The organism is Shewanella maritima, assembly GCF_004295345.1.
Taxonomy (GTDB): Bacteria; Pseudomonadota; Gammaproteobacteria; order Enterobacterales; family Shewanellaceae; genus Shewanella; species Shewanella maritima.
Genome location: NZ_CP036200.1, coordinates 4,617,487 through 4,643,255, shown reverse-complemented (window position 1 = coordinate 4,643,255; position 25,769 = coordinate 4,617,487). Strand labels below are relative to the sequence as shown.

Sequence of the window (25,769 nt, the reverse complement as noted above, 5' to 3'; positions counted from 1 at the left end):
GTTACTTACTCACCGTCTAAGCCTTTAACCCGCTTGATACTGCCCCACTCTTTACAAGATGGACAATGCCAATATAAGCCGTGTGACGGAAAGCCACATGAATTACAGCGGAAACTCGGACGGAACTTAATCTGTTGCTCAACAAGTTGAGATAACATGGTCAAACTTTCTTTAGCCGCACCATCTTCAGCTTGTTGTATGTGTAATTTCATTAACTGTTGAAAACCACGCATTGTCGGATGTCTATAAAGGTTTTCTAACATGAGTGATTCGGCTTGGTTCAATAATCCTTGGTTGATTTTAAACTCGGCCAACGCCACTATCACGCTAGCACCTGCACCAGCTTCCATGGCTGAATTCAGCATGGTTTCGTAGCCTTGCTTATCACCTTTCTCCATCAGCAAAGACTTAGCAATACTGATTGCATCAACAAATAACTCGGCATCGGCCTCTATTAAGCTGTTGAGTGCGCGTACGCTTTCGGCGTGTTGATGGTTATCAAAGTAAATACCAGCAAGCGACAGCCAAGCTCGGCCACACTTATCATCAAGCTTGATCGCTTGAATAAACAGTTTAAGTTTTTCACCGTGCTCGGTAGACTCATCAGCAAGCTGACAATAAAAATGTGCGGTAGTTTGCTTAAGGGTTTGCTGACGCTTTCGTGGCAAGCGCTTGGTGGTATTTATCGCCTTTTGCCACTCTTTAGTGATTTGATAAATGGAAATTAAATGGGTTTCCGCTTCTTCACTGTGTTCTTCTTGGCTCACCAAATTGGCAAAAATTTCTTCGGCGCGATCATAAAAGCCTGCCGCAAGGTAATCTTTGCCTAACTCCATCATGGCAATGTCACGCTGCTCGGTTGTTAAACTTGGGCGAGCAATTAAGTTTTGATGAATACGAATTGCGCGGTCGACTTCGCCGCGTTTACGAAATAGCGAGCCTAGCGATAAATGGGTGTCAATCGTTTCATCATCAACGTCGAGCATGCTAATAAACAGATCGACCGCTTTGTCAGACTCGTTCGACAACAGGAAATTTAGCCCAGTAAAATAATCTCGACTAAGCTTTTTAGATTTGTGGCTTTGACTCAAACGAATACTTCGTCGTCCCATATACCAGCCATAACCGGCAGCAATGGGTAAGAGTAGAAACAGCAGCTCCAGCATATTAGGCTGACTTTTCCTCTAACATTCGTTCGTTGTCTAGTTGTAGTTTTTCGATTTGTTTCTGCTTACTTCTTAATGTTAATTTGAGGCGCACTAAATAGAAGGATGCAAATAGCCAACTAATGATGAACCCTAAAAAGAATACAACGGCTAATACGATAGGTAATCGATATTCACCCTCGGCAACAAAATAACTAATAGTGACGACTTGCTCGTTTCTCGCGCCAAAAATCAATGCTAATACAAAACACAATCCAACAATTACGATGGCAAAAAATGATCTCACTATCTGCTCCTTGCATGTGGGCCAATATCCTGATTATCCAAGAATTTGCGGCCTGTGACTAGCGTTGCTTAGCGTTAGATACAAAAAAGCCTCCAATCGGAGGCTTTTTTAGACAGATGCTAATTAATGGTTAACTGCATCTACACGTTCACGTAGTTCTTTACCCGGCTTAAAGTGTGGTACGTACTTACCTTCCAACTCAACTGAAGTACCAGTTTTTGGGTTACGGCCTGTACGCGGCGCACGATAGTGAAGTGAGAAACTACCAAAACCACGGATTTCAATGCGATCTCCGCCTTCTAATGTTGTTGCCATTTGCTCCAACATCTCTTTAATGGCATTTTCCACTTCTTTCGCCGACAGTTGCGACTGCCTGGTGGCGAGTTTTTCGATAAGTTCAGATTTTGTCATCCTAGCTATCCCCTATTATCAAGCCAAAACTCAGTCGCCTAATAGGGAGCGAACTCCCTATACAACAGACGAACGTGATTACTTGCGAGCTGCTTTGAATGCTTCAGCCATTGCGTTGCCGATTGAAGCATCTTCTTGCTTGTTCAGTGAAGCGATCGCTTCCTTCTGCTCAGCTTCGTCTTTCGCGCGGATAGACAGGCTGATAGAACGGTTCTTACGATCAACACCCATGAACTTAGCTTCAACTGCGTCGCCTACTGAGAATTCAGTAGAAGCATCTTCGATGCGCTCAGCAGAAATGTCAGCTACACGGATGTAACCTTCTACAGTTTCAGCAAGCTCAACAGTAACACCTTTAGCGTCAACTGCAGAAACTGTACCATTTACTATAGTACCTTTCTTCTTATCTGCTAAGTAAGCGTTGAATGGATCGTCTTCAGTTTGCTTAACGCCTAGAGAGATACGCTCACGCTCTGGGTCAACTGAAAGAACAACTGCGTGGATTTCGTCACCTTTCTTGTACTCAGATACAGCGTCTTCGCCAGTACCGTTCCAAGAAATGTCAGAGAGGTGAACAAGACCGTCGATGCCGCCGTCAAGACCGATGAAGATACCGAAGTCAGTGATAGACTTGATCTTACCTGAAACTTTGTCGCCCTTGTTGAACTTAGAAGCGAAGTCATCCCATGGGTTAGTCTTACATTGCTTAAGACCTAGAGAGATACGACGACGTTCTTCATCGATGTCTAGAACTAGAACTTCTACTTCGTCACCTAGGTTAACAACCTTAGATGGGTGGATGTTCTTGTTAGTCCAATCCATTTCAGAAACGTGAACAAGACCTTCAACGCCTTCTTCGATTTCAACGAAACAACCGTAGTCAGTTAGGTTAGTAACGCGACCAGTTAACTTAGTGTTTTCTGGGTAGCGCTTGCTGATTTCTAACCATGGATCTTCGCCTAGTTGCTTAAGACCTAGTGAAACACGAGTGCGCTCACGATCGTACTTAAGAACTTTAACGTTGATTTCGTCACCAACGTTTACGATTTCAGATGGGTGCTTAACGCGCTTCCAAGCCATATCAGTGATATGTAGAAGACCGTCAACGCCACCTAGGTCTACGAATGCACCGTAGTCAGTAAGGTTCTTAACGATACCTTTAACTGCTTGACCTTCTTGAAGGTTTTCAAGAAGAGCATCACGCTCTGCACTGCTTTCTGATTCGATAACAGCACGACGAGAAACAACAACGTTGTTACGCTTCTGGTCAAGTTTGATTACTTTGAATTCTAACTCTTTGTACTCTAGGTGAGCAGTGTCGCGAACTGGGCGAACGTCTACTAGAGAACCTGGTAAGAAGGCACGGATACCGTTTAATTCAACAGTGAAACCACCTTTAACTTTACCATTGATGACACCGATTACAGTTTCAGCATCTTCGTAAGCTTTTTCTAGAACAATCCAAGCTTCGTGGCGCTTAGCTTTCTCGCGAGATAGTTGAGTTTCACCAAAACCATCTTCAACAGAGTCAAGAGCTACGTCTACTTCGTCGCCAACTTGAATTTCAAGAACGCCTTGAGCGTTTTTGAATTCGTCAGCAGAGATAGGGCTTTCAGACTTAAGACCAGCGTCAACTAGTACCATACCGTTTTCGATAGCAACAACAGTACCACGTACGATAGAACCAGGGCGGAACTCAAGTTCGTTTAAAGATTGTTCAAATAAATCAGCAAAAGATTCAGTCATGTTTAAGTTACTTATGTAATAAACCACTATCCATCCTAGATGTGGAGTCGAGTAATATTATTCGAATTGTCCTTAATTCAAATACCAATCGCCAAGTAGTAGAACTACTCAGCGATTTTAGATTTGTTTACTTGCTCGAGTACTAACTCGAGCACACCTTCAATACCAATACCCGTTGTATCAATGGTAATGGCATCATCAGCTGGCACAAGAGGCGCAGCTGCGCGGTTCATATCACGTTCATCACGCTCAATAATTTCCGCTAAAAGGCGGTCGATTTTAACATCGAAGCCCTTGTCCTGCAACTGATTAAAGCGTCTTTGGGCACGCTCTTCAGCCGAGGCTGTTAGGAATAATTTAAGCGGTGCTTTTGGGAACACAACTGTGCCCATGTCACGACCGTCTGCGACTAAACCAGGCTCTGCACTAAATGCACGCTGGCGTCGTAATAAAGCTTCTCGCACGCGAGGTAAAGAAGCGACTTTTGAAGCGGCGTTAGATACTTCTTGAGTACGAATTGCATTGGTTACATCTTCGCCCTCTAATACCACCTTGCTACCTTCACCTTCTGATGAAGATACGAATTTCACGTCTAAATGTGCAGCTAGAAGCGTCAGGGCTTCTTCATTTTCTAGTTCAACATCATGATGAATAGCTGCTAGTGCTAACACACGATAAATGGCACCGCTGTCTAATAAATGCCAGCCTAAATGCTGTGCCAGTAATTGGCTAATCGTCCCTTTCCCTGCACCGCTTGGACCATCAACGGTGATAACTGGAGCTCGCTCAGACATATTTTCCTCCGAAATGTAACCATCTTCCATGAAAAGTAAAAAGGGTTAACCAGAAATTAGCGGCGGCATTGTATAACAATTCTGAGGTAAATACTGCGAATATTTTTAGTTTATTCGGTACGGTCTTCTTATCTAACAACAAGAAAACCGTACTGTTTTATATCTGTATCAACTACTTTGCGAGACGCGCAAACTGTGTGAAGTAATCAGGGAAGGTTTTTGATGTGCAATCTGGATCGTTAATGGTGATCCCACAATCGGCAAATGCGATAAGCGAGAAACACATTGCCATACGGTGATCATTGTATGTGTCAATCGCCGCAGTGTTAATTGTCTCAGGTGGCGTGACGCTAATGTAGTCATGCCCTTCATCAACAATTGCACCTACTTTGCGTAATTCTGTCGCCATCGCAGCTAAACGATCTGTTTCTTTAATGCGCCAGTTGTAGATGTTAGTCATACGCGTCGTGCCTTTGGCGAACAAAGCCGCAGTTGCAATAGTCATCGCTGCATCAGGAATATGGTTCATGTCCATATCAATTGCGGTTAGGCTTGAGCGGCGCGCAATAATATAATCATCGCCCCACTCAATGTCAGCGCCCATTGCCGCCAAGGCATCGGCAAACTTTACGTCACCTTGAATGCTCTTTTTACCTACACCGGTAACTTTAACTTCACCGCCTTGAATGGCGCCCGCCGCTAAAAAGTACGATGCAGACGAGGCATCACCTTCAACTAGCACAGTGCCTGGCGATACATATTGCTGGCCAGATTTAATCTCAAAACGCTGATAATTATGGTTGATAACCTTGACACCAAACTGCGCCATTAATTTGATGGTGATATCAATATAAGGTTTAGATACCAGCTCGCCCGTAATATTGATATTAACGGTTTCACGGGTTAGCGGCGCGACCATGAGTAACGCGGTAAGGAACTGACTGGATAAATCACCGGCAATAGATACTTCGCCTCCATTTAGGCCTGTTGCGTTAATTGTTAATGGTGGAAAGCCATCATTTTTTAAGTAAGTCACGTCGGCGCCAAGTTGACGAAGCGCATCCACTAAGTCGCCAATTGGGCGCTCTTCCATACGTGGCTCACCTGTTAGGGTGAACTCACCTTGTCCAAGGGTTAAAGCTGCGCAAAGTGGTCGCATTGCAGTGCCCGCGTTACCCAAAAATAGTGTTTGTGCTTCTGTAGCAGTCAATGCACCGCCATTGCCATCGATGTGACAAACCGTATTATTACTTTCCAACGAATAATTCACGCCAAGCTGCTTTAACGATGTCAGCATGTGCCTGATGTCATCTGAATCAAGTAGGTTAGTTAATGTTGTACGCCCGCGAGCTAACGTTGCCAATAATAGTGCGCGGTTAGAAATACTCTTGGAGCCGGGAATGTTGATTTCGCCATTTATCTTATTAATTGGGTCTAAACGTAACTGCTTCATGACTTCTCTTTATAACTGGGTCGGTGTCGCCTACTTGCTTAATTGCTGTGCCAAAAGGCAAATGACGACATGCGATAGGATTACTAATCAAATTACGTCTGTAAATTATTTATGCCAGACAAACATGGAGACGGTAGGTGTTTATAACACTACTGATCGACGGCGATCTTGCAACCTTTATTTACCGTAAACAGTCGCTTTTAACGCCTAATTGAAAATAATTTAATTAAACGAGTATTTTCATACGTTTTGCAATTGCACCTTGCTCGGCAAGCTTATGTCACAGATACTTTCCAGGTGAAAAATCAACGCCAATGTCAAAATTGTGAGTTTGCTCTAAATTCTCTTTATGAACAGCAGCTAGCAAGTTATCCTAAATCTACTAGTTAAATTGGGCCAGCGCGAAGCGATTAGCCCCATAAAATATAGGTAAAAGGAATGTTCAACACACTTACCGCCCTACCCGCAGATCCGATTTTAGGTCTTTTAACCCAATACCGTAACGATAACCACCCACAAAAAATCGACTTAGGTGTGGGCGTATATAAAGACCCACAAGGCAACACTCCTATTTTGGATTGTGTAAAAAACGCCGAGCAGCTGCGCACAGATAGCGAAACCACGAAAGTGTATATCGGCCCTACCGGCTCTGAGCAATTTAACCAATTAATGTCTCAGTTAGCATTCGGCTCAGACCACAGTGCCTTGCTAGCCGACCGAGTTCGCACCGTATCGACGCCAGGGGGTACTGGTGCTCTTCGCGTAGCAGCCGAATTCATTAAACAGTGCAATCCAGACGCTACAATTTGGGTATCAGATCCTACGTGGGCAAACCACACAGGTTTATTTGAGGCAGCAGGTTTAACCGTTAAAACTTACCCATATTATGACTATGACAGCAAAACACTGAAGTTTGAGCAAATGACTAACGCGCTTAAACAAGTCAGTAAAGATGATGTAGTGTTACTCCATGCTTGCTGTCACAACCCAAGCGGTATGGATCTAACAAACGCTCAATGGGATGAAGTCATCGCGATTGCAACCCAACAAGGCTTTACTCCCCTAATAGACATGGCGTACCAAGGTTTTGGTGACGGTATAGATGAAGACGCTTATGGCGTACGAAAAATGGCGCAGGCCGTTGAAAATATGATTCTCTGCTCGTCATGCTCGAAAAACTTTGGCTTATACCGCGAGCGCATTGGCGCTTGTACCTTAGTAGCGAGCAACACAGCTGTAGCAAATACCGCGTTTTCTGTACTGCTTTACGTTATTCGTTGCATTTATTCTATGCCGCCAGCACATGGTGCAGCGCTAGTTGAAACCATTTTAGGTACGCCAGCGCTTAAGCAACAATTGATTGATGAATTAACCGTGATGCGCGATCGCATTAATGGCAATCGTCAAATGCTAGTCGACAAGCTTATCGAAAATGGCGTTGACCGTGACTTTAGCTTCATTGCTAAACAAAAAGGTATGTTCTCGTTCCTAGGTATTAATGCTGCGCAGGTCGAACAGCTTAAACAAGAGCACAGTATTTACATGGTTGACTCGAGCCGCATGAGTATCGCAGGCATTAGCGAGGCTAACGTCGACTACTTAGCAAAATCAATCAAAGCTGTGCTTTAATACCAATTTGCACAAGGACCAAGATAAATTAATAAAAAAGCGAAATGGCCACGGCTATTTCGCTTTTTTATTGCTGTTAGTTCATTGTTTATATGAAGGTTTTAGCTATAATTCTTTAATATCAATCAGGATAAATAAGTGAGCAGAGATTACACAGGTAAAATCGCTTAGAACAAGGCAGAAATTGCAGCAAGCTAGTTTTGTTCTACCTTCAAAATTTTTAACGACGTTATATGCGATTTTAACCAGTAAGAATGTTCAAATACTTGTGCTGATTGGTATAACGTTTAGCAATACAAGGTAGCTAACATCGATGCGATTAACATTCATCTTTCCACTGCTTTTTGTCGTCAGCGCCACAACGGGCTGCTCAACACACTACCTCGCCGATACTTCTCCTATAACCCCAAGCAATAAAACCAACCCTAGTCTAAATGTAAGCATAGACAGCTTAAGCCCTTGCACTGACGGTTTAGATACCAGCTTAAAACTAGACCCAAACAAAAGCGTGACAATATTGGTCCACGGCTGTGATAGCTCAGCCGGGCGTTTTAGGCAACTCGCGCAGCTGTATGCTTTTCATGATCAGCAAGCTGTTTGTTATAACTATGATGATCGTAAAAGCTTAAAAGATGCAGCCGAGACGTTAGCGAAAGCAACTGATGAATTAGGCAGTAAGCTTAATAATCAAGACATTACGGTAGTAGGTCACAGTATGGGCGGCTTAGTTTCAAGAAGAGCGTTTGAACAAACACCAGCTCAACTTGACACCTCTCAAGAGATTGATCTGGTTACCGTATCAGCACCGATTGCGGGGATCCAAGCTGCCAATACCTGTGGTATTAAACCGCTTCATTGGCTCAGCCTCGGTGTAGTGCCTGGGATATGCTGGATAATTACTGGTGATAATTGGACTGAAATTACTGCTAACTCACCTTTTATTCAGCAACCTAGTGAATTGACGAGTAACGTAAATCGCTACGTGAAAATAGTTACCGATGAAACCAATACTTGTAGGCGTAAAAATGACAATGGAGATTGTATTGAAAGTGACTATGTGTTTAATGTCAGCGAGCAGTATCACCCAGTGATTGATCAATACCCTCAACTGACTAACATTCAAGTGAATGCAGGCCATGTGGCGATTGTCGGCGATGATACCAATATCCCGCGCCAACTTATCTCAATTTTACAACAACAAGGCATTATGCCAACAACGCCTGAAGCACGCCAAGCTGCGTTCGAAAAGCTATTGACCGAAATTTACCTTGAACCAAATGTCACACAAACTATATACAGTGCACCTTAGCTGATTTCATTACCAATTAGTATCTACAGAGCATGCTAGTTAGTGCAGTAACCACACAAATCGGATACTTACTTCTTTAAACTACAGGCATAAAAAAAGGAACCCGAGGGCTCCTTTTTAAACACACAACAACTAATTACTTAGCTAGTGCTTCTTTTGCTTTTTCAACTAAAGTTGCGAAAACAACTTTGTCGAATACAGCGATGTCTGCCAAAATCTTACGATCGATTTCGATAGACGCCTTTTTCAGACCGTTGATGAAACGGCTGTAAGACAGACCATTTTGACGAGAAGCCGCATTGATACGTGCAATCCATAGTTGACGGAATTGACGTTTCTTTTGACGACGGTCACGGTAAGCATATTGACCAGCTTTAGTTACAGCTTGAACTGCAACGCGGTAAGTACGGCTACGAGCGCCATAATAACCTTTAGCTAACTTAAGTACTTTCTTGTGACGAGCACGAGCGGTTACACCACGCTTAACTCTAGGCATTTTTCTTTACTCCTCTAATTAAGCGTATGGTAGTTGACGTGCGATTGCAGGCACATCACTCTTAGCTACTAAACATTTAGCACGTAAGTGACGTTTACGCTTAGTGCTCTTCTTGGTCAAAATGTGACGTAAGTGTGCTTGTTTACGCTTGAAACCATTAGCGGTTTTTCTGAAGCGCTTTTGAACACCCTTGTCTGTTTTCATTTTAGGCATTGCTAAAACTCCGCATTGGGGGATTAATAAAACGTAAGGCGAGCGAAGTCCTCAAAAAGAGTCTTCGCTACTTTTAGTTAGGTTGCCCTACTATTTCTTTTTAGGTGCTAGCACCATAATTGCTTGTCGGCCTTCCATTTTCGGGAAAGACTCAACAACCGCGATTTCGGCCAGGTCGGCTTTAATACGGTTCAAAAGATCCATACCTAAGCTTTGATGAGCCATCTCGCGACCACGGAAACGCAGCGTGATTTTCGCTTTGTCACCGTCTTCTAGAAAACGAGTCAGGTTGCGTAGTTTTACCTGATAGTCGTTTTCATCAGTACCAGGACGGAATTTAACTTCCTTAACCTGGACCTGTTTCTGCTTCTTCTTTTGTTCCTTCAAAGCTTTAGCTTTATCAAAAAGGAACTTACCGTAGTCCATAATGCGACAGACTGGAGGCTCTGCATTAGGGCTGATTTCAACTAGGTCTACACCTGCTTCATCAGCTGCGTTTTGAGCTTCTCTGATACTAACAATACCAATGGACTCACCATCTAGACCTGTAAGGCGTACTTCAGGTACGTCAGTGATTTCTTCATTGATGCGATTAGGGGCTTGCTGTCGCCCTGCTGTTCTTTTGATCTTTATGACCTATTCCTCCAACAATTTGAGACTACGGAGCGAAATTTGTTGACGAATCATAGTAGCGAAGTCTTCAAACTTCATCTTACCTAAGTCGACACCGTCACGTGTACGCACCGCAACTTCCTTATTTTCCATTTCTTGATCACCAACGACCAATAAATAAGGCACACGTCTAAGAGTGTGTTCGCGTATTTTAAAGCCTATCTTCTCATTCCTCAAGTCCGAAGATGCACGAATACCTTGTTCTTTGAAGAATTTAACAACTTCATCAACATAATCTGACTGTTTATCGGTAATATTCATAACAACTGCTTGCTGAGGAGCAAGCCAAGTTGGGAATTTACCGGCATATTCTTCAATCAAAATACCGATGAAACGCTCTAACGAACCTAAAATAGCGCGGTGGATCATAACTGGTGTGTGACGCTCGCCGTCTTCACCAATGTAACTTGCACCTAAACGACCTGGCATAGAGAAGTCTAATTGGATCGTACCGCACTGCCAGTCACGACCTAAGCAGTCGTGCAGTGTGAATTCGATTTTAGGGCCATAAAACGCACCTTCGCCTTCTTGGATTTCATATTTAAGGCCATTAGCACTTAATGCATCCGCAAGGGCTTGCTCTGACTTATCCCAAACTTCATCGCTACCGACACGCTGCTCTGGGCGAGTTGAAAGCTTGATATCAATCTCTTCAAAACCAAAGGTTCTGTAGGTATCGAACACCATTTCAATACAAGAGCTTACTTCTTGTTGAATTTGCTCTTCAGTACAGAATACGTGGGCATCGTCTTGCGTGAATGAACGCACGCGCATTAAACCATGCAGCGAACCTGATGGCTCATTACGGTGAACTAGACCAAACTCAGCCATGCGGTATGGTAAATCACGGTATGACTTAAGACCCTGGTTGAAGATCTGTAAGTGACCTGGGCAGTTCATTGGCTTAACAGCGTAAGTGCGCTTTTCAGATTCAGTTGAGAAGATCATGTCACCGTACTTATCCCAGTGACCAGACTTTTCCCACATACCTACATCAAGAATAAGCGGTGCACGTACTTCTTCGTAACCATACTTATCTAACTGACCACGCATAAATGATTCAAGATCTTTAAATAAGCTCCAACCATTTGCATGCCAGAACACCATACCCGGTGCTTCTTCTTGCCAGTGGAATAAGTCTAACGCTTTACCAATTTTACGGTGATCGCGTTTTGCCGCTTCTTCTAGGCGGGTTAAGTGTGCTTTTAGCTGTTTCTTGTCTGCCCAAGCAGTACCATAGATACGCTGGAGCATTTTATTATCAGAGTTACCACGCCAGTATGCTCCGGCCACACTCATTAACTTAAAGTGGTGACAGAACTTCATGTTTGGCACGTGCGGGCCACGACACATGTCTGTGTATTCTTCGTGGTGATAAAGCGCTGGCGTTGAATCCTTGCTGATGTTTTCATCAAGAATCGCCATTTTGTACTCTTCACCGCGCGCTTCAAATGTATCACGCGCTTCTTGCCATGACACAACGCGCTTTTCTACTGCGTAGTTGGTTTTGGCAAGTTGCATCATACGCTTTTCTAACGCATCAATGTCTTCTTGGGTCAACTTGTGGTCTAGGTCAACGTCATAGTAAAAGCCGTTATCAATCACTGGACCTATAGCCATTTTGGTTTCTGGCCAAAGTTGTTTGATAGCGTGACCTAATAAATGCGCACACGAGTGACGAAGGATTTCAACACCCTCTTCGTCTTTAGCCGTGATGATCGACAACTCTGAATCTTGGTCAATAATGTCACATGCATCTTTTAATTCACCGTTTACACGGCCAGCGATACACGCTTTTGCTAAGCCAGGACCAATGTCCGCAGCGACTTCTAGAGTTGAAACAGGGTTGGCAAACTCGCGTTTGCTGCCATCAGGCAAGGTAATAATAGGCATGAAAATTCCTTATCCAGTGGTGACCCACACGTAGGGCCACATGGTTAGTTAATTAATTCGTAAGTTAGAACCGCCAATCAAGGTAAAACTTTACAATTGTTTTACTCATTTGATTGAGGAAACAGGCATTCTAATTGAAATACAAAGCCTGGCGCAACACACGGATGCAACAAAGTTTACGATTTCAACAATCTGTTGCATAGATTGAAGGCTGTTGCATGGATTTAAAGTATAACGGATGCGATCACGACGAATTCGTAAAATTTGTGTTCAACGCTTAAAGACAAGCATCAAAGCCTTTGAACTGACTTTTTACAATAAAAGAATAACTTGCGACTGAGCTTTTTCCACAGTGCATTTTGCATTGAATATGGTTGACCGCAACAAGGTCAAAATCATGCCATCGCGTGATTTTAACACGCCATTTTCGCACTATATTTAATGTGAGGGTGTTTAAGCGAGGTAAGCTATGAGATTAATCAACAAAGTGATTAGTTGCCCCCACTGTGGGCACCACCAGCATATCAACATAGATACGAGTCTTGGCGATCAAGAGTATTACGACGATTGTCGTGTTTGCTGTAACCCAATCCATATGCGAATGCATATAGATGAAGCACAAAATCGTGTTGAGCTATTTATAGACTCAGATGACGAGCAGGTTTACTAACTAAAACCTGCTCTACTCTGCGCGAGGGCTGAAGCAGCTAATTGTCCAAAATGGTAAGTTCAATCAGCTACAAACTAAATCTACTACGAGCTTCTTGTTTGCGTTTAGAGCATTAGGGTTAGCAGCTAAGCAACGATGGGTAAGTTTAATAACTCTAGTCATCAGCTAGTTAGTCGGCGAACTTGCGTGCCATGATCTTAGCAACCGTGTCGACAATCACTTGAGTTTGGCTATCGATTTCGATATTCACCAACGAAGATTGTTGTAGATCTGACAAGTTAGTAATGCTGAGTGTTTCTGGAATTAGGTGGATCCAGAAGCAATTACCTTCAATTTCACCAACCGTCAGGCTGCATCCATTAATACCGATAAAGCCCTTATAGAAAATATAGTCCAACCACTTCTCATCAACTTCCAGCAAAATGTTGTAATGCTCAGCAGTATGACTAATGGTTTTTACTGTTGCCTGAGTGTGTACATGGCCAGATAACACATGGCCACCAATTTCACTGCCATAAGTTAATGAGCGCTCAATGTTAACTAGATCACCTTGTTTAACATTTCCTAAATTGGTTAGCTTTAAGGTCTCTTCCATCACATCAAAAATAGCGATATTATCGCGCAACTCTGTGACAGTTAGGCACACACCGTTATTCGCGACACTCGCACCGTGTTTTAAGCCCTGTAACAACTCGGTACCTAAAGCGACTTCAAATGTTTTTAAACCCGCTTTTTCGATGATTTTTTCCACTTTACAAGTGGCCTGAACAATACCAGTAAACATAGTTATCTCTTTTTATTAGGTTTTATATGAATAATGCAGGCTATCAAGCCAAACGCCTTACCCAACTCGCCTTGCCAGTATTAGTCGCGCAAGTCACCCAAACCATGATGGGTTTTATCGACACGGTAATGGCGGGACAAATTAGCGCCGTCGATATGGCTGCTGTAGCGGTTGGCTCAAGTCTTTGGCTACCGTCAATCTTATTCATTCAAGGGTTATTGCTAGTATTCACGCCAGTGTTTAGTGAACACCATGGCGCAAACAATCAGCGCGCAATACCACCTTTATTATTCCAAGCTGGATATATTGCCATAATTGGCGCATTTGCTGTGATGATCTTTCTAGCAAGTTCGAGTTTTATTCTCGATTTAATGAACCTTGAGCAAGATTTATATCAGCTAACAACCGGCTACATAAACTTTTTGCTTTGGGGCGCACCAGCATTTTTGCTTTATCAGGTACTTAGGGGTTGCAGTGAGGGACTATCCCATACAATGCCGCCGATGATCATCGGCTTTGTCGGTCTTGCTGTGAACATACCGGCAAACTATATCTTTATTCACGGAAAATTTGGCATGCCAGCCCTTGGCGGTGCAGGATGCGGCGTGGCAACTGCACTGGTATTTTGGGCAATGTTTGCCTCGATGCTCATATATATGAAGTTTGATCGCACATTTAAAGAGTTAGCACCATTTAGAAAATGGTTTATCCCTAAATGGGGCAAGATGTGGAAAATGGTAAAACTGGGTCTACCTGTCGCACTAGCACTGTTTTTCGAGGTCAGCTTATTTGCGGTAATCGCGCTATTTATCGCGCCTCTTGGCTCAACAGTCGTTGCTGCTCACCAAATTGCGATGAATTTCTCATCCATCGTATTCATGCTACCGCTTTCAATTGGTATCGCGGTTTCAATACGCGTGGGATATTACCTAGGTAAAGAGCAACCAGAAATCTCCGCACTTGTAACTAAAGTGGGCACAGCAATCGCGCTGTCGCTTGCCGTGGTCACCGCGATAATTACAGTGGTGTTTAAGCATGACATTGCGCTTTTATATAACGACAATAAAGAAGTGATCCAACTTGCAGGCTCATTGATGTTGTTAGCTGGCCTTTATCAAATATCAGACTCCATTCAAGTTGTCACAGCCGGTGCACTGCGTGGTTATAAAGACACGAAAAGTGCATTCTATATTTCGCTGATATCATATTGGTTTATCGGTATGTCACTAGGCTATGTATTAGCTTATACCGATATCATTGTTGAGCGCATGGGTGCCAGCGGTTTCTGGATTGGGCTAATTGCCGGCTTAAGCACTGCAGCAGTGTTGTTCGCCGGTAGGTTAATTTACATCCAAAAGAATCCAAAACGCTTTGTTATCAGCTGACAGCTGGATGAAACCAACATAGTTTAAGAGATTGAACAATAAATAGGCTTATTGAACCACCAATTGACTCTAGTTTCTCATTGTATGTGTTCTGCAGCCGAGAACGGCTGCAAAGTTGGATAGCATTTGTTCGTTTAAACACAAATTGTATTTTTTTACTTGCAAGGCTTAGTTAAGCCACTTAATATAGCCAGCGCTTTGAAGGGAAACGCTTTTTAGCAATACAACCGTAGCTCAGTTGGTTAGAGCACTACCTTGACATGGTAGGGGTCGGTGGTTCGAATCCACTCGGTTGTACCACTCCCTTTCAAATACAATTCAGATATACAACCGTAGCTCAGTTGGTTAGAGCACCACCTTGACATGGTTTTACCACGCCCCAGTAAGTACCCCACAACCCAGACAGTGCGCTGATTAGTAGAAATCTAACTATATCATTAGAGATGTGCATGCACAACAATGTGCACATTATGCTGCTAAACACCCTGCACGAGCCTGTACCGCTTCCTCTCTAGTATCGAATGTACCCACCGTAACCTGCTTATTACCCTCGTAATAATACGCTGTGAACGTCTTGCCGCGCTTCCTAATTCCTGCATCATGCTTGCGCTCTGGCTGTGCCCTATTTTGATTGTTCACACTCGGTGTAACCACTCGTAAATTGGATGGGCAGTTCGCCGTACGCTCTCGGTTGATGTGGTCAATTTGATACTTTTGACACCCCTTACGCAGTAGGTGCGCATCCGGTATGCCTGCAAGTACAGCAACGATACGATGCACTCTATAATGCCTACCGAATAGCACCACCGTGTAATAACCGTTTGTCGTTATGGTGCCCGCTTTATCTCCTGCTGCGTACGAGCTGCGCTTGCTACTCTTACACTTCCAACTCAACCCGCTAGGACTTTCAGGGTCAATCTTGAAGTACTTATCGAACTTGCTCTTTAATGTAATTAACTGCTTACCTTTCATGTCTCATACCTTTTATTTGGACAATAAAAAGGCACCCGTTTGGATGCCTGTTATCTTGATTTAATGAATCGCTTTCTATTGGCTTCACGCCTCTTTAGCCAGAAGTATTTACTACGCACTCGCTACCTCTGTACCAATATGCTCAGCAATATGACCGACTGTATTAGCGTGTGTGATTTTATGTAGTACGTATTTAAATACAGTACCATCACGAACAACGTGACCATGTAGTACGCCTTTGTGCTCCTGCGGCATGTAATCACGTAGACGCTCTGGATATGGTACGTCTTTAACAGACTCTTTTAATGCGGCCACACGAGCCTCCTCGTATTTACCAAATTGTCGCATATCTATTGAGTGGTTAAATCTATGCAAGCTGTATACCCTACGCGACATGCATACAAATTTAATAACGCGCTGCATGCTTACATTCCTATCATACGAATCGTGATGACGGCGTATTTCTTGCCGCAACTCCTCTGGCGACATATTGTGCGAATGAGAGTCCTCATAATCAGCGCCTGTAATATACTGCTCTGGTAGCTCGTAAATGTTGGTCATTTCTTTGTCTGTCATTTCTTTCATACCTTTCTCCTTTCGATGTACCTACGGGCTGTCTCATCAAGACCTTGGAGTACATCTGTATTACTGCTGTATTGTTCTAATGTGGTTAACTCTTTTGGTAATGGTTCGCTGTGCTTTGAATGGCTGTGACGTAACCAGTACTTACGAGTACCGCCTTGTACATCACTGAACCATAATGATTCATCAAGCTGCTCTGCTTGTTCTTTTGTTAGCTCTTTTGACATTACACCTCCTGATTAGATGGCGCGTAACGTGCGCCAAGCGGGAATAACTAACGCAAGGAACCACCCAAGCGTTAAGGCTTATTGACCGTTCGTATTAACGACGACAGTACCATTACCTGTAAAGGTCATACCGTTACTGAACGCCATATCAGGCGCTAAGTGACCACCGTCTGGGATAGTAATAGAACCACCATTATCGAGCGTGACAACCACCTCAGTTTCGGCAATCACCAATAGGTATTTACGGTTAGAGTTTTGTGATAGCGCTAGGCCATCTGCTGCTAGTGCAACTACTGAACCTGTGTACATGCCTGTACCTCCTTGAATTTTAATTTCATTTCCATAAGACATTACGCCTCCCGTCCGTCCATTCGGATAATGGCTACCTGTGTATCGACTGTCCCTTTACGGCCAGCGACACGACAGAAGTAGTTACCCTGTGTTGCCTCGGACATACTATTGATAACCAAGATTGGCTCTGCAGTGCCTGAGTACGTCTCACCATCATCGATTGGTCGATAGTCCGCTGAATCATCATTGAAGTACCATTGGTATTCTGGGTAATCACCTCCCGCCTTAGCTGCAATAGCTAAGCACTGGACATCCTTTACCGAACCCTCGGGCACTGTTACGTCACTGAATGGCTCAAGCTTAATAATCGGCCAGCCACCATAACCCTTGTAGGCTTTATATGTTGGCGATAACTGCTTGTACCATTGGTGAGCTTTGTATAGTTCTCCCATACAATCTCCTTGCTGTTTAAATGATGTGCGTATCCGAATGACACGCACGGCTAATCCCTGCGAATGCAGTTGCATGTTTGAATGCATGTACTTGATGTACTATTACGTTGCTGAGTAAGGGCTACTCAGGGCGCGTCAGGAGACGCTGGTGGGGTGTTCTGTCTGGTCTAGCCTTTGTGTAGCTTAGCTGGGATAGACTCATCAGAGCCTGTCTGCATTGACCATGCTGAATCGTCAGGCTTAGCCTCTGGCTTTTGTAGTTTCTCGATACGCTTACGCTTAGCCTCTGCTAGCATCTTGTCATGCGTAAGACTTGCGTACATCCTGTGCTTTAATTCAGCGACACGGGCATCAGTGTAATCAACACCATCCCAACCAGCACGACGCGCTTTAAGCAAACCATCAGCGTACTGCGCTTGCGTGATGTACTTGTAACCATCTGGTTTTGATGTTTCATTCCTGATACCTGATGCATATACTTTCTCGTCAGAACTAAGACCAACATTAGCGGTTGCACCTGTTGCCTCTGCCCATTGCATATCTGGCTCCCAATGCTGTACCGAGCCGCTAGTGAACTCTCTATGATTTAGAACTTGTGCCATAAACCCTCCTTATAGCTGGTTCAGGTTAAGACCTGAGTATCTACCATCTTGACCAGTCTTAGCTGCCTGCTCTGCATTGCCTCGACGGAATGACTGCATGTTCTGTAGCATGCGACCTGATAACTCTTTGACTGCTGGGTGATTGTAGTTCTCACCATCCCATGCACCTGACTTACGTAAGCGCTGTAATGACTCTGCGTAAACACGCGCCGTCATTGGCTGACTGTCAGTACTGATACTGTCTTGTACAATCTCTTTCGCGTTCTTACGTTTAAAGTGGTCACCTTGTGGTGCTGCGGTCTTAGAGTTCTGCGCACGTACAGCCATCTCAAGGATTGCATTAGCTGCTGCGCTATCCGGTGCTGCATTGAATGTCTCTGCTAGGTCTGGGCGTTCTGCACGTAGCGCATCGAGCGCTGCTTGCGCTTTCTCTTGGCCGCCTGCTAGGTTAATAATATTACTTCTATTCATTTTCATACCTCTGTATTTGTGTTGGGTTGTGGTCGTGTTAAACCACGTAGTTTATTACTATCTTTAAGTGCGTAATCAGGACGCATTGCCTTACTTGGTTGTGCTGCTAACTGCCTGAGCTGTCCAATCTCGATGTACTTCTCTCGCCAGTACCTGAACTTGTCCGCATCAGGATTACTACCAGTGACGAAGTGGAACATCCTGAATCGCTCGTAGATGTACCGCTCGTCGTACTGCAATAACTTCTGCTGGTCAGGCTCGTCACCCTTGGCAATGCACTGCATGATGTAGTCTTTAAGCTCTTGGTATGGCCTATCGATATCTGCATCAATGTCGCGCTTTACCTCGACTGGTTTAGCAGGTAACTGCATGGCATCAATCTGGCTCAGAGACGCACCGAATCGCTCTGTGTTAAGACGTTTAGCCTCAAGGGTAGTCATACCCCTACTCGACTGGTACTGCGCCATATAAGCCTCCTGTATGCCATGCCTTATTGGTCTGGATGAGCTGCATAAGCGACAGCACAAGACCAAGGTTAAGACCGTACTGGTCTGCTAGGTCTTTAGCCGATACACGCTCGTGCTCGTACTGCATCCAGTACGTATGCCTACGTGATTTAAGGCTTGCCTGGTTAATCACCAGGTAATCAATCAGGTCAGTCCTATTCTGGTAGTACTCAGCTTGCCGCTGCTTACGCGCTATGTCCGTGCATGTTGGTATATCCTTGATGCGCTGCATAATCACACACCAGTTGGTTGATGAATAAGCTCACGGAACACACGGTAACGGACTGCATCGACGAACTCTTGAGCCTCTGCATTAGTCGGGTCGATATCAACCAATAGCTTACGGACGTACTTGGTGACCAGTAGGTCATTAGGGATTAGCTCGATGAACTGCGGGTACTCTGTTGCTACTGCGAATACACCACTAGCAATACCGTCGACACGTTCGTCAATGCTTACTGTATTGATTGGTTGTGCTTTAAAGATGTTACGATTAGCCATACGTGACTCCTTGATAGTTATTGATACTGTTGCTACTGCTTGCGACCGACCAGCTTTAGTAGTCGCTCATCCATACCTGTTGGTACAGAACTCTCTTGTGCTTTCTTAATCTCTGCTTGCCAGATATCGAGTACACCCACACGCTCTAGGATTTGACGAGCCTGTGATAACGATGCTGATTGCACGGATGATTCATCACGCAATGCAACCTCGAACTGATTAATACTCTCGTTGATAACTAGGTCACCTAGGTACTGCAATCGCTCTGCTGTACTGGCATCAGGAGATACCCCTGAGACCTCCTGTACGGCCTTGTGCGAGGGCTTCTCCTGCTTCTGGCCTAATGGTGCTGCGAGGGGTTGAGCGAACTGCTCTGCGTACAACTGAGCGCGTTCTGCTGCTGTCTGTTTAGGCATGTTATTCTCCTTGCTCTTGAACGAATCGACCGGTGATATCACGTGACCGTGCATGCACGAGCCTACTGTAATGCTCAGTGTTAGGTACTGATTGCTCTAGTGCTGCCCGTACTTCATCTTTGGTCAGGCAATCCTCTGGGTCTGTGTTACGTACTGTGCTGTTCTTGGCTACCCAAGCGTAAACATTCTTAGCTGTTACTTTCTTATCTGGGTTAGTCCCGTTAATAAGCTGCACAATCTGCGGTACGCTGTAGCCCATGATGCGAAACATCTTAGCGGCCTTGACAACTTCGCTGCTGTGCATACGTGCCTTGATGTAAGCCTCTAGGTTGTTCTTTGGTTTACCGCAAGGGATACCCTCGTGTACTGCTACGTTTAGGCCAGCTTGCATAATGTCTAGTGCTGATTTACTAGCTGATTTCTGTGTGGTCATGTTGACCTCCTTGATTAAGTTAAAGTGTATTGTTTCTTTGTGGGTGAGGAATGTGCGCGTTCAAACGCATTAGAAAGTGACACACAGCCAAAGAGCTGCCCAAGCTACGGCCAAGGTATGAGTGCCGTGCTGTGTATCGAAAGGGTTGGTGATACTGAAAGGATTGATTGATTAGCTGTCGTGACGGCAGGTGTAGTGCGACTGACGCTGCTCTAGTTCGTACTGGTGAGCCTGCTCGACCTGTTCGTACTGTCGCATCTGCTCGTCTGTCATAGTTAGAGCCAGATGCAATACCTGCCTAACCTCTTGGCCTGTGTAATCATCTAGCATTGGATGATTCAATATCTCTTGTGCTCGCTGTAATAACTTACGTTCTGTCATAGTGTTTACCTTGAATGTATTTAATTAAATGTTCACGTTCATATTGCAACGGTAGACCAAGTATTATCACGTAGCTTATATACTTATATATAAGGGATAACTGCTGATTTACCGTTGCAATGCAACGCTTTGTGCAACGCTACTTAGAGCGACTAAGAAATGAGCGGACTGTGCCGACGTTGATATCTAACTGCCTGCTGATATCTATTGGCCTAATACCATCTGCTGACATAGCAAGTGCCTGAGTTTTCCAGTCTTGGTCATTCAATCTAACCGTTGCTGATTGTTTGAATGCTTGAAGCTCTGCCATTTCTTTACGCATCTGCTGTATCTCATTCTGTAATTCACATAATGATTTCAATCGACCATGTTTCTCTTGGATGCTCTTGACCATATGGCTAACTGATTTATTACAAGCATCTGCTTTATCGGTTCGAGTTCTGTACTTTGCTGCTGTCATAGCTAATGCCTCTGGATGGTTACTGTTAGCGTCCCACGCTGCTCGATTCATCCTTGGCACTTCACGTCTAGCGATTGCTGGTTGGTCTGATTCTGGTACACCTGCTAAGCCTAAGCACGTATGCACTGCTGGGCTGCTACCCACTGCTAATTCGTCATAAACCTTTTTGATAGTTAAGTTGAATTGGTTCTGACTGAATGGTGCGTACTGCTCATCCTCATCCCGTGGTCGTTCACGCTGTTCTTTCTTGAGGTCATTAACCTCTTTGATTTCTGCACGTTTACGAGCCTGTACTTTAGAGCCTCTTGATTCTGATTGGATAGCTTGTACATCTTGGATTGATACACCATGGATGTGCGCTACAGTCTTAGGTGCTGCTCCTGACTTCAAGGACTTACGTATGGCTGCTTTTAATTTATGTACGGACACGAGTAGCCCTCCTGTTGAATGGATTAGTTATGATGATTAGTTCAATGATTGGATTGGTTGATTAGATTGATTGGATTGAGCTAGCTGCTATCTTTCTATACCGATACGGCTAGAGTTCTTTCTAGTAATCAGTGTTAATTAAGAGTTAGCCAAGAGTTAGCCAAGAGTTAACAAAAGATTCTATTGGAGGAGACTATTTGGCTATCAATGTAGATTTCAGTCGAGTCTTTCCTAGTAAGGTGTGGGAATTAAAAGTTGACCGTGGAAAGACTCACTGTGAAAGCTGGAGATTCAGATAAATCACGCCTTGAGAACACGTTGAACGGTGCTTGGATTGCAACCTAGCTCTTTCGCTATGCCTCGTATGCTCACGCCGTCTGTACGTAGCTCTCTGATGCGTTCATGCAGTGCTGTGTCTGCTTGCCTGCCTTTGAACTTCTCTTGCCACTGCTGCTTACTCAGTGCGTCTCTGCCTGCCTGTGCTGATGCCAGTCTATTCACTCGGTCTGCCTCTGCCATACCTGTTAATAAGGTAATCATCAGGTCATTGAGCATCTTCTGCTGTGTGTTCGTGCTTGACGTAAAGGTAAGGTCTTGGTTCACAGTCCTGATGTTGACGCCTTGGTCAAGCAATGCCCTGATAGTGCTGGCCGTGTCACTGTAGTCTCTACCTAATCGGTCTATCCACCATACGATTAATGTGTCACCTCTGCGCAACCTGTTAAGGCACTGCTTTAGCTCTGGCCTGTCAATACCTTTAGATGTACCTGTAATCGTCTCTGTCCATACCTTATCAACGCTTAACCCTTTATTGTCTGCATAGGCTTTGATGGCCTCCTGCTGTGACTCGTAGCCTTGCTGCTTGGTTGATACCCTGATATACGCGTGTGTCTCATGGTGTTCGTTCATGCTGTTATCCATTGTGTGCCACCTGTGTTCTACTCGGTCACAAAGAGCGTGACCTCGTGTGCTATTGGTTGTGTGTGCTCATTGTGGCGTATGCTTTAAATGAGGTCAACTCTAAATGCATACAGATATGATAACTTTGTGATGTGTGCTGTAGGTTATGACCATATACGTACGGTCATTCTGACTGAGTGCTTTCTGTGCTGGGTTAGTCGCCCCAGTTGTTTCAGCAGGGTAAACGTCGAGAGCGTTAGTGCATGTGGTGATTTGTTGGTGATGGTGTGAAGTCAGTACAGCAGGTTACGCGATTTTGATAACGGAATAGTAACAAGTACATGCTAAAAGTGTGATATGTAAAGGGTGTACGGGGACATTGCGCGATGCCTTGGCTTGTATACCCCCACGCATTTTTAAATTATTTTAGAAATCAGAACCAATTAAACTACGGCCTCTTGAGCCAACAGTATCATCATGCACCGATCGAATAAACGCTTAAATTTTAAGCAGTTGTTTTGCTGAATGATAGGAATATAAAAGATATTAAGAAATACTACTGATAAATCATGATCTTACATGTGATCTGGGGTGATTAGCGGGGATTTTATAGATATGTTAATATGTACATAGTCTGAATTTCAGACACAACAAAGCGAGCACTGGCATGCTCGCCTTATTAATTTATCTATATAACAGACCTTGAGGAGGTACTTAATGAGACATAGATTGTTTACATGTAAATTAGTACTTATTTACAACTCGCGATTCTACCCCAAACATAGCACCCTAGAAATCAGACCAGTTAAACCCAACAGTTGGCATGATAAATGCTTTGGTGGTTTATCTGGTTTAATCAGGTGGTTTTTTGGGGTATTGAAAAGATTACTTATATTAACCTGTCAGATAGGTATTGTCACTGGAGTGAATTCAGAGCCAGTACAGGCCTTTATCGCAGCGATTTTTACTAAGTAAAACTTTGAACTAAGGGCTATCTTTTTAGCCCTTTTATCTCACCAAATAATATAAAGCCTAGTGCACTAACTCTGGGTGACCATAAGATACTATAATGCCTTTGGGACTACCCTAGAATTCTGGCTACATCCTTAGCTTGTACATGCGTGTACCTCTGTAAAGACCTGTAATCCTTATGGCCTGATACTGCTTGGAGCTGTGGTATTGATAAACCTTTCTTAGCGTATCTAGTGCATGCTGTATGCCTCAGGCTATGCAGGACTGCTCCCTTGATACCTAGCCTATCGCAGCTACGTCTAAACGCCTGTGACACGCTGTAAGCGGTTAAATCAAATAGATGTTGCCTAGTGTACCCTAGACGGTTTAGCTCTTGAATTACGCCATTCAAGACTTGCACTGCCTTAGTACTTAACGGTACGTCCCTAGCCTCTCCGTTCTTAGTATCCGCTAGATGCAACGTCTTATCATCCCAGTTAATACAATCCCTTGTGATACTAAGTACCTCACTTCTTCGCATCCCAGTTTCCCATAGGATAACAACGATAGGCATAACCTTAGGGCTAATGTCCATAAGGATACGGTTGTACTCCTTTTCGGTCAGGACTCTATCCCTTGGCTTTGATGCCTTGGGTAACTTGTAATCCTTGAAGATATCTAACTCACGGCTAATCATGCCTTGAGCTCTAGCGTACTTCATGCAGCGTGATAGATACTGCAACTCTGCGCGTACTGTACCGTTAGATACAGCTCTATATTTTATGTATTGGTTTAAATCTTGTGTTGTGAATACATCAAGCGGACGTGAACCAAAGTATTGTACTAACGGTTTAAGTCTGTACTGATATTTATCCTTGGTCGATGCTTTGAGTTCATTCAATAGGATTGTACCGATTGAGCTAACAGATACGTCTACAGGTTTAACCTCAGAACGTAACTGCTGCTCGAGTTGATTAGCCCATGCTAGAGCCTCGTCATGTGTGCTGAATGTCTTACTGGTTGGTTTGTGACCACTTAGACGTACTTGTGCTCGATAATTGCCCGATGGGAGTGCCTTGATAGTTGCCATTGTGCACAGTTCCTGTATTATGCACACCGTTCTCCAAGCACGATATACAACCGTAGCTCAGTTGGTTAGAGCACCACCTTGACATGGTGGGGGTCGGTGGTTCGAATCCACTCGGTTGTACCATTCTCTAAGAATACCAGCATTTCTCTCTACATTTCGATTGGTTTGTCTCTTTTGCTAGATATCCACAAAACAGTCCTGATTAATTATTTTCATATTTAATCTGCGAATCAATACCTTACTTGTCTTGTAAAAAGTTGATAACAGCAGTCCAACGGTATCACTGACGGCTCTCCCGTTACACTGACCATTCAGTCGCTGCTCTCATGACCTTTATACATTTTTATACTGCATCTATTTCGACAACATTGCTTTAAATACAAACTTTGGCAAGCGTAAGCAGGTGATTGGTTTTGCCATAACATTAGCTTGCTCTTAGTTTAAAAGGCTCATTGCAAATAGCACATCGCAATCAACCAACGCATGATCGCATGTTCTGATCTAAAAGCACGCTTTTGCGTATAAGTGTACGATGCTAACTTAATCTCGCATCCTTGAAACACTGACCACGATAATAGAGAGCAAACTATTGAAACCTAAATCTTTAATATTTGACCTAGATGACACCTTAGTTAGCTCAAACCTAGATTTCGCTACAATTCGTGAGCAAATTGGCTGTCCGCCGGGAAATGACATCCTTAAATTTACCCAAAACTTACCTCTGCCAGCACGTTTAGAGGCCGAAAAGATAATCTACGGTCACGAAATGCGAGACGCAGAGTCAGCTACGATTATCCAAGGCGTAGAACAAGTCCTAGCTGAACTTGCTAGTAACAGTATCAAGTTGGCAATCGTCACACGAAATTCAAATCAAGCAACACAAATCAAACTGCAACGTACAGGTATAAAGGTCGATAAAGTCATCACTCGAGAGGACGCACCGCCGAAGCCTGCACCAGATGCCTTACTCAGCATTGCAAACGATTGGCAGATTAAGCCACAAGACTGCATCTATGTGGGTGATTTTCGCTATGATTTGGAGGCAGCGTTAAACGCCAACATGCACGCCGCTTGGTTTTCAAATGGTACATCCCCTGCCCCTAAATACAGCGAGATGGCCCACTTTAGTTTTGCTCACTATGATGAATTTATAGAACGCCTCGACAACTACTGGCACTCTGCTCGCCGTCTCTAGGAG

32 protein-coding genes and 2 tRNA genes are annotated in these 25,769 nt (G+C 44.0%); 7 read left to right on the top strand and 27 right to left on the bottom strand.

The features are described from left to right. Window positions 1–5: 5 nt before the first annotated feature. From lapB to aroA, 6 genes are all read right to left on the bottom strand, one after another. Window positions 6–1,166, bottom strand: a complete 1,161-nt coding sequence (gene lapB, locus EXU30_RS19830; protein ID WP_130603017.1) for a lipopolysaccharide assembly protein LapB — start codon at window positions 1,164–1,166, stop codon at window positions 6–8. A 1-nt stretch (window position 1,167) separates the two neighbouring features. Next, the gene (locus EXU30_RS19825; RefSeq protein WP_130603015.1) at window positions 1,168–1,452 is read right to left on the bottom strand and encodes a LapA family protein; all 285 of its coding nucleotides are present in this window, start codon (window positions 1,450–1,452) and stop codon (window positions 1,168–1,170) included. Between the two features lie 123 nt (window positions 1,453–1,575). After that, window positions 1,576–1,863, bottom strand: a complete 288-nt coding sequence (gene ihfB, locus EXU30_RS19820; protein WP_130603013.1) for an integration host factor subunit beta — start codon at window positions 1,861–1,863, stop codon at window positions 1,576–1,578. 78 nt (window positions 1,864–1,941) lie between these two features. Continuing rightward, window positions 1,942–3,609, bottom strand: coding sequence for a 30S ribosomal protein S1 (rpsA, locus tag EXU30_RS19815; RefSeq protein ID WP_130603011.1), 1,668 nt, complete (start codon window positions 3,607–3,609; stop codon window positions 1,942–1,944). A gap of 104 nt (window positions 3,610–3,713) precedes the next feature. Beyond that, a complete protein-coding gene (gene cmk, locus EXU30_RS19810; protein WP_130603009.1) occupies window positions 3,714–4,403 on the bottom strand; it encodes a (d)CMP kinase in 690 nt (229 codons plus the stop codon). 172 nt (window positions 4,404–4,575) lie between these two features. Further along, window positions 4,576–5,856, bottom strand: a complete 1,281-nt coding sequence (aroA, locus tag EXU30_RS19805; protein WP_130603007.1) for a 3-phosphoshikimate 1-carboxyvinyltransferase — start codon at window positions 5,854–5,856, stop codon at window positions 4,576–4,578. Window positions 5,857–6,294: 438 nt separating this feature from the next. Here aroA and EXU30_RS19800 point away from each other — a divergent pair, with 438 nt between their 5' ends. Next, complete coding sequence (locus EXU30_RS19800; RefSeq protein ID WP_130603005.1) at window positions 6,295–7,485, top strand: amino acid aminotransferase; 1,191 nt, start codon at window positions 6,295–6,297, stop codon at window positions 7,483–7,485. Between the two features lie 313 nt (window positions 7,486–7,798). Further along, window positions 7,799–8,794 (top strand): esterase/lipase family protein, encoded by a 996-nt coding sequence (locus EXU30_RS19795; protein ID WP_130603003.1) that lies wholly within the window; start codon window positions 7,799–7,801, stop codon window positions 8,792–8,794. 136 nt (window positions 8,795–8,930) lie between these two features. On the opposite strand, the gene rplT is transcribed toward EXU30_RS19795, so the two are convergent. The 4 genes from rplT to thrS form a co-directional block, all read right to left on the bottom strand. Continuing rightward, window positions 8,931–9,290, bottom strand: coding sequence for a 50S ribosomal protein L20 (rplT, locus tag EXU30_RS19790; RefSeq protein WP_028775125.1), 360 nt, complete (start codon window positions 9,288–9,290; stop codon window positions 8,931–8,933). An 18-nt stretch (window positions 9,291–9,308) separates the two neighbouring features. Continuing rightward, the gene (gene rpmI, locus EXU30_RS19785; RefSeq protein ID WP_055023949.1) at window positions 9,309–9,503 is read right to left on the bottom strand and encodes a 50S ribosomal protein L35; all 195 of its coding nucleotides are present in this window, start codon (window positions 9,501–9,503) and stop codon (window positions 9,309–9,311) included. Between the two features lie 90 nt (window positions 9,504–9,593). Then, window positions 9,594–10,136 carry a translation initiation factor IF-3 gene (gene infC, locus EXU30_RS19780; RefSeq protein ID WP_130603001.1) on the bottom strand — a complete coding sequence of 181 codons (543 nt, stop codon included), beginning with the start codon at window positions 10,134–10,136 and terminating at the stop codon, window positions 9,594–9,596. Between the two features lie 3 nt (window positions 10,137–10,139). Then, window positions 10,140–12,068, bottom strand: a complete 1,929-nt coding sequence (gene thrS / locus EXU30_RS19775; RefSeq protein WP_130602999.1) for a threonine--tRNA ligase — start codon at window positions 12,066–12,068, stop codon at window positions 10,140–10,142. Window positions 12,069–12,537: 469 nt separating this feature from the next. On the opposite strand from thrS, the gene EXU30_RS19770 reads away from it, so the two are divergent. After that, window positions 12,538–12,738: a CPXCG motif-containing cysteine-rich protein gene (locus EXU30_RS19770; protein WP_130602997.1), complete on the top strand. Its 201-nt coding sequence runs from the start codon at window positions 12,538–12,540 to the stop codon at window positions 12,736–12,738. Window positions 12,739–12,907: 169 nt separating this feature from the next. On the opposite strand, the gene EXU30_RS19765 is transcribed toward EXU30_RS19770, so the two are convergent. After that, window positions 12,908–13,522 (bottom strand): riboflavin synthase subunit alpha, encoded by a 615-nt coding sequence (locus EXU30_RS19765; RefSeq protein ID WP_130602995.1) that lies wholly within the window; start codon window positions 13,520–13,522, stop codon window positions 12,908–12,910. 26 nt (window positions 13,523–13,548) lie between these two features. On the opposite strand from EXU30_RS19765, the gene EXU30_RS19760 reads away from it, so the two are divergent. Beyond that, window positions 13,549–14,907: an MATE family efflux transporter gene (locus EXU30_RS19760; RefSeq protein ID WP_130602993.1), complete on the top strand. Its 1,359-nt coding sequence runs from the start codon at window positions 13,549–13,551 to the stop codon at window positions 14,905–14,907. Window positions 14,908–15,130: 223 nt separating this feature from the next. Further along, window positions 15,131–15,207 (top strand) — tRNA-Val (locus tag EXU30_RS19755). A gap of 168 nt (window positions 15,208–15,375) precedes the next feature. Here the strand turns inward: EXU30_RS19755 and EXU30_RS19750 are convergent. The 16 genes from EXU30_RS19750 to EXU30_RS19675 all read right to left on the bottom strand — a co-directional run bounded on the left by EXU30_RS19750 (window position 15,376) and on the right by EXU30_RS19675 (window position 24,571). Next, on the bottom strand, window positions 15,376–15,879 hold the full coding sequence (locus EXU30_RS19750) for an HNH endonuclease (protein ID WP_130602991.1): 504 nt from the start codon (window positions 15,877–15,879) through the stop codon (window positions 15,376–15,378). A gap of 111 nt (window positions 15,880–15,990) precedes the next feature. Beyond that, the gene (locus EXU30_RS19745; RefSeq protein ID WP_130602989.1) at window positions 15,991–16,464 is read right to left on the bottom strand and encodes a hypothetical protein; all 474 of its coding nucleotides are present in this window, start codon (window positions 16,462–16,464) and stop codon (window positions 15,991–15,993) included. Next, window positions 16,461–16,688, bottom strand: a complete 228-nt coding sequence (locus tag EXU30_RS19740) for a hypothetical protein (protein WP_130602987.1) — start codon at window positions 16,686–16,688, stop codon at window positions 16,461–16,463. The genes EXU30_RS19745 and EXU30_RS19740 overlap by 4 nt, the downstream gene beginning before the upstream one ends. Before the next feature lie 78 nt (window positions 16,689–16,766). Further along, window positions 16,767–17,039 (bottom strand): hypothetical protein, encoded by a 273-nt coding sequence (locus tag EXU30_RS19735; protein ID WP_130602985.1) that lies wholly within the window; start codon window positions 17,037–17,039, stop codon window positions 16,767–16,769. Beyond that, window positions 17,039–17,431 carry an immunoglobulin domain-containing protein gene (locus EXU30_RS19730; protein WP_130602983.1) on the bottom strand — a complete coding sequence of 131 codons (393 nt, stop codon included), beginning with the start codon at window positions 17,429–17,431 and terminating at the stop codon, window positions 17,039–17,041. Before EXU30_RS19730 ends, EXU30_RS19735 begins: the two co-directional genes overlap by 1 nt. A gap of 167 nt (window positions 17,432–17,598) precedes the next feature. Next, window positions 17,599–18,033, bottom strand: coding sequence for a hypothetical protein (locus tag EXU30_RS19725; protein WP_130602981.1), 435 nt, complete (start codon window positions 18,031–18,033; stop codon window positions 17,599–17,601). Window positions 18,034–18,042: 9 nt separating this feature from the next. Then, entirely contained in the window at window positions 18,043–18,504 is a 462-nt protein-coding gene (locus EXU30_RS19720) for a hypothetical protein (protein ID WP_130602979.1), read from the bottom strand. 2 nt (window positions 18,505–18,506) lie between these two features. Further along, entirely contained in the window at window positions 18,507–18,971 is a 465-nt protein-coding gene (locus EXU30_RS19715; protein ID WP_130602977.1) for a hypothetical protein, read from the bottom strand. Further along, on the bottom strand, window positions 18,949–19,242 hold the full coding sequence (locus EXU30_RS19710) for a hypothetical protein (RefSeq protein WP_130602975.1): 294 nt from the start codon (window positions 19,240–19,242) through the stop codon (window positions 18,949–18,951). The genes EXU30_RS19715 and EXU30_RS19710 overlap by 23 nt, the downstream gene beginning before the upstream one ends. 2 nt (window positions 19,243–19,244) lie before the next feature. Then, complete coding sequence (locus tag EXU30_RS19705) at window positions 19,245–19,511, bottom strand: hypothetical protein (RefSeq protein ID WP_130602973.1); 267 nt, start codon at window positions 19,509–19,511, stop codon at window positions 19,245–19,247. A 32-nt stretch (window positions 19,512–19,543) separates the two neighbouring features. Beyond that, window positions 19,544–19,927: a hypothetical protein gene (locus EXU30_RS19700; RefSeq protein WP_130602971.1), complete on the bottom strand. Its 384-nt coding sequence runs from the start codon at window positions 19,925–19,927 to the stop codon at window positions 19,544–19,546. A 1-nt stretch (window position 19,928) separates the two neighbouring features. Next, on the bottom strand, window positions 19,929–20,360 hold the full coding sequence (locus tag EXU30_RS19695; protein ID WP_130602969.1) for a hypothetical protein: 432 nt from the start codon (window positions 20,358–20,360) through the stop codon (window positions 19,929–19,931). Between the two features lie 171 nt (window positions 20,361–20,531). Next, window positions 20,532–20,741: a hypothetical protein gene (locus tag EXU30_RS19690; protein ID WP_130602967.1), complete on the bottom strand. Its 210-nt coding sequence runs from the start codon at window positions 20,739–20,741 to the stop codon at window positions 20,532–20,534. A 139-nt stretch (window positions 20,742–20,880) separates the two neighbouring features. Beyond that, a complete protein-coding gene (locus EXU30_RS19685) occupies window positions 20,881–21,630 on the bottom strand; it encodes a helix-turn-helix domain-containing protein (protein ID WP_130602965.1) in 750 nt (249 codons plus the stop codon). A gap of 300 nt (window positions 21,631–21,930) precedes the next feature. Further along, window positions 21,931–22,539 (bottom strand): recombinase family protein, encoded by a 609-nt coding sequence (locus EXU30_RS19680; protein ID WP_207234085.1) that lies wholly within the window; start codon window positions 22,537–22,539, stop codon window positions 21,931–21,933. A 1,072-nt stretch (window positions 22,540–23,611) separates the two neighbouring features. Continuing rightward, window positions 23,612–24,571: a tyrosine-type recombinase/integrase gene (locus EXU30_RS19675; protein WP_130602961.1), complete on the bottom strand. Its 960-nt coding sequence runs from the start codon at window positions 24,569–24,571 to the stop codon at window positions 23,612–23,614. A gap of 46 nt (window positions 24,572–24,617) precedes the next feature. Here EXU30_RS19675 and EXU30_RS19670 point away from each other — a divergent pair. Together EXU30_RS19670 and EXU30_RS19665 are read left to right on the top strand one after the other, a co-directional pair. Then, a tRNA-Val gene (locus tag EXU30_RS19670) sits at window positions 24,618–24,694 on the top strand. Between the two features lie 466 nt (window positions 24,695–25,160). Next, window positions 25,161–25,766 (top strand): HAD family hydrolase, encoded by a 606-nt coding sequence (locus EXU30_RS19665; protein ID WP_165399058.1) that lies wholly within the window; start codon window positions 25,161–25,163, stop codon window positions 25,764–25,766. The last annotated feature ends 3 nt before the right edge of the window (window positions 25,767–25,769 follow it).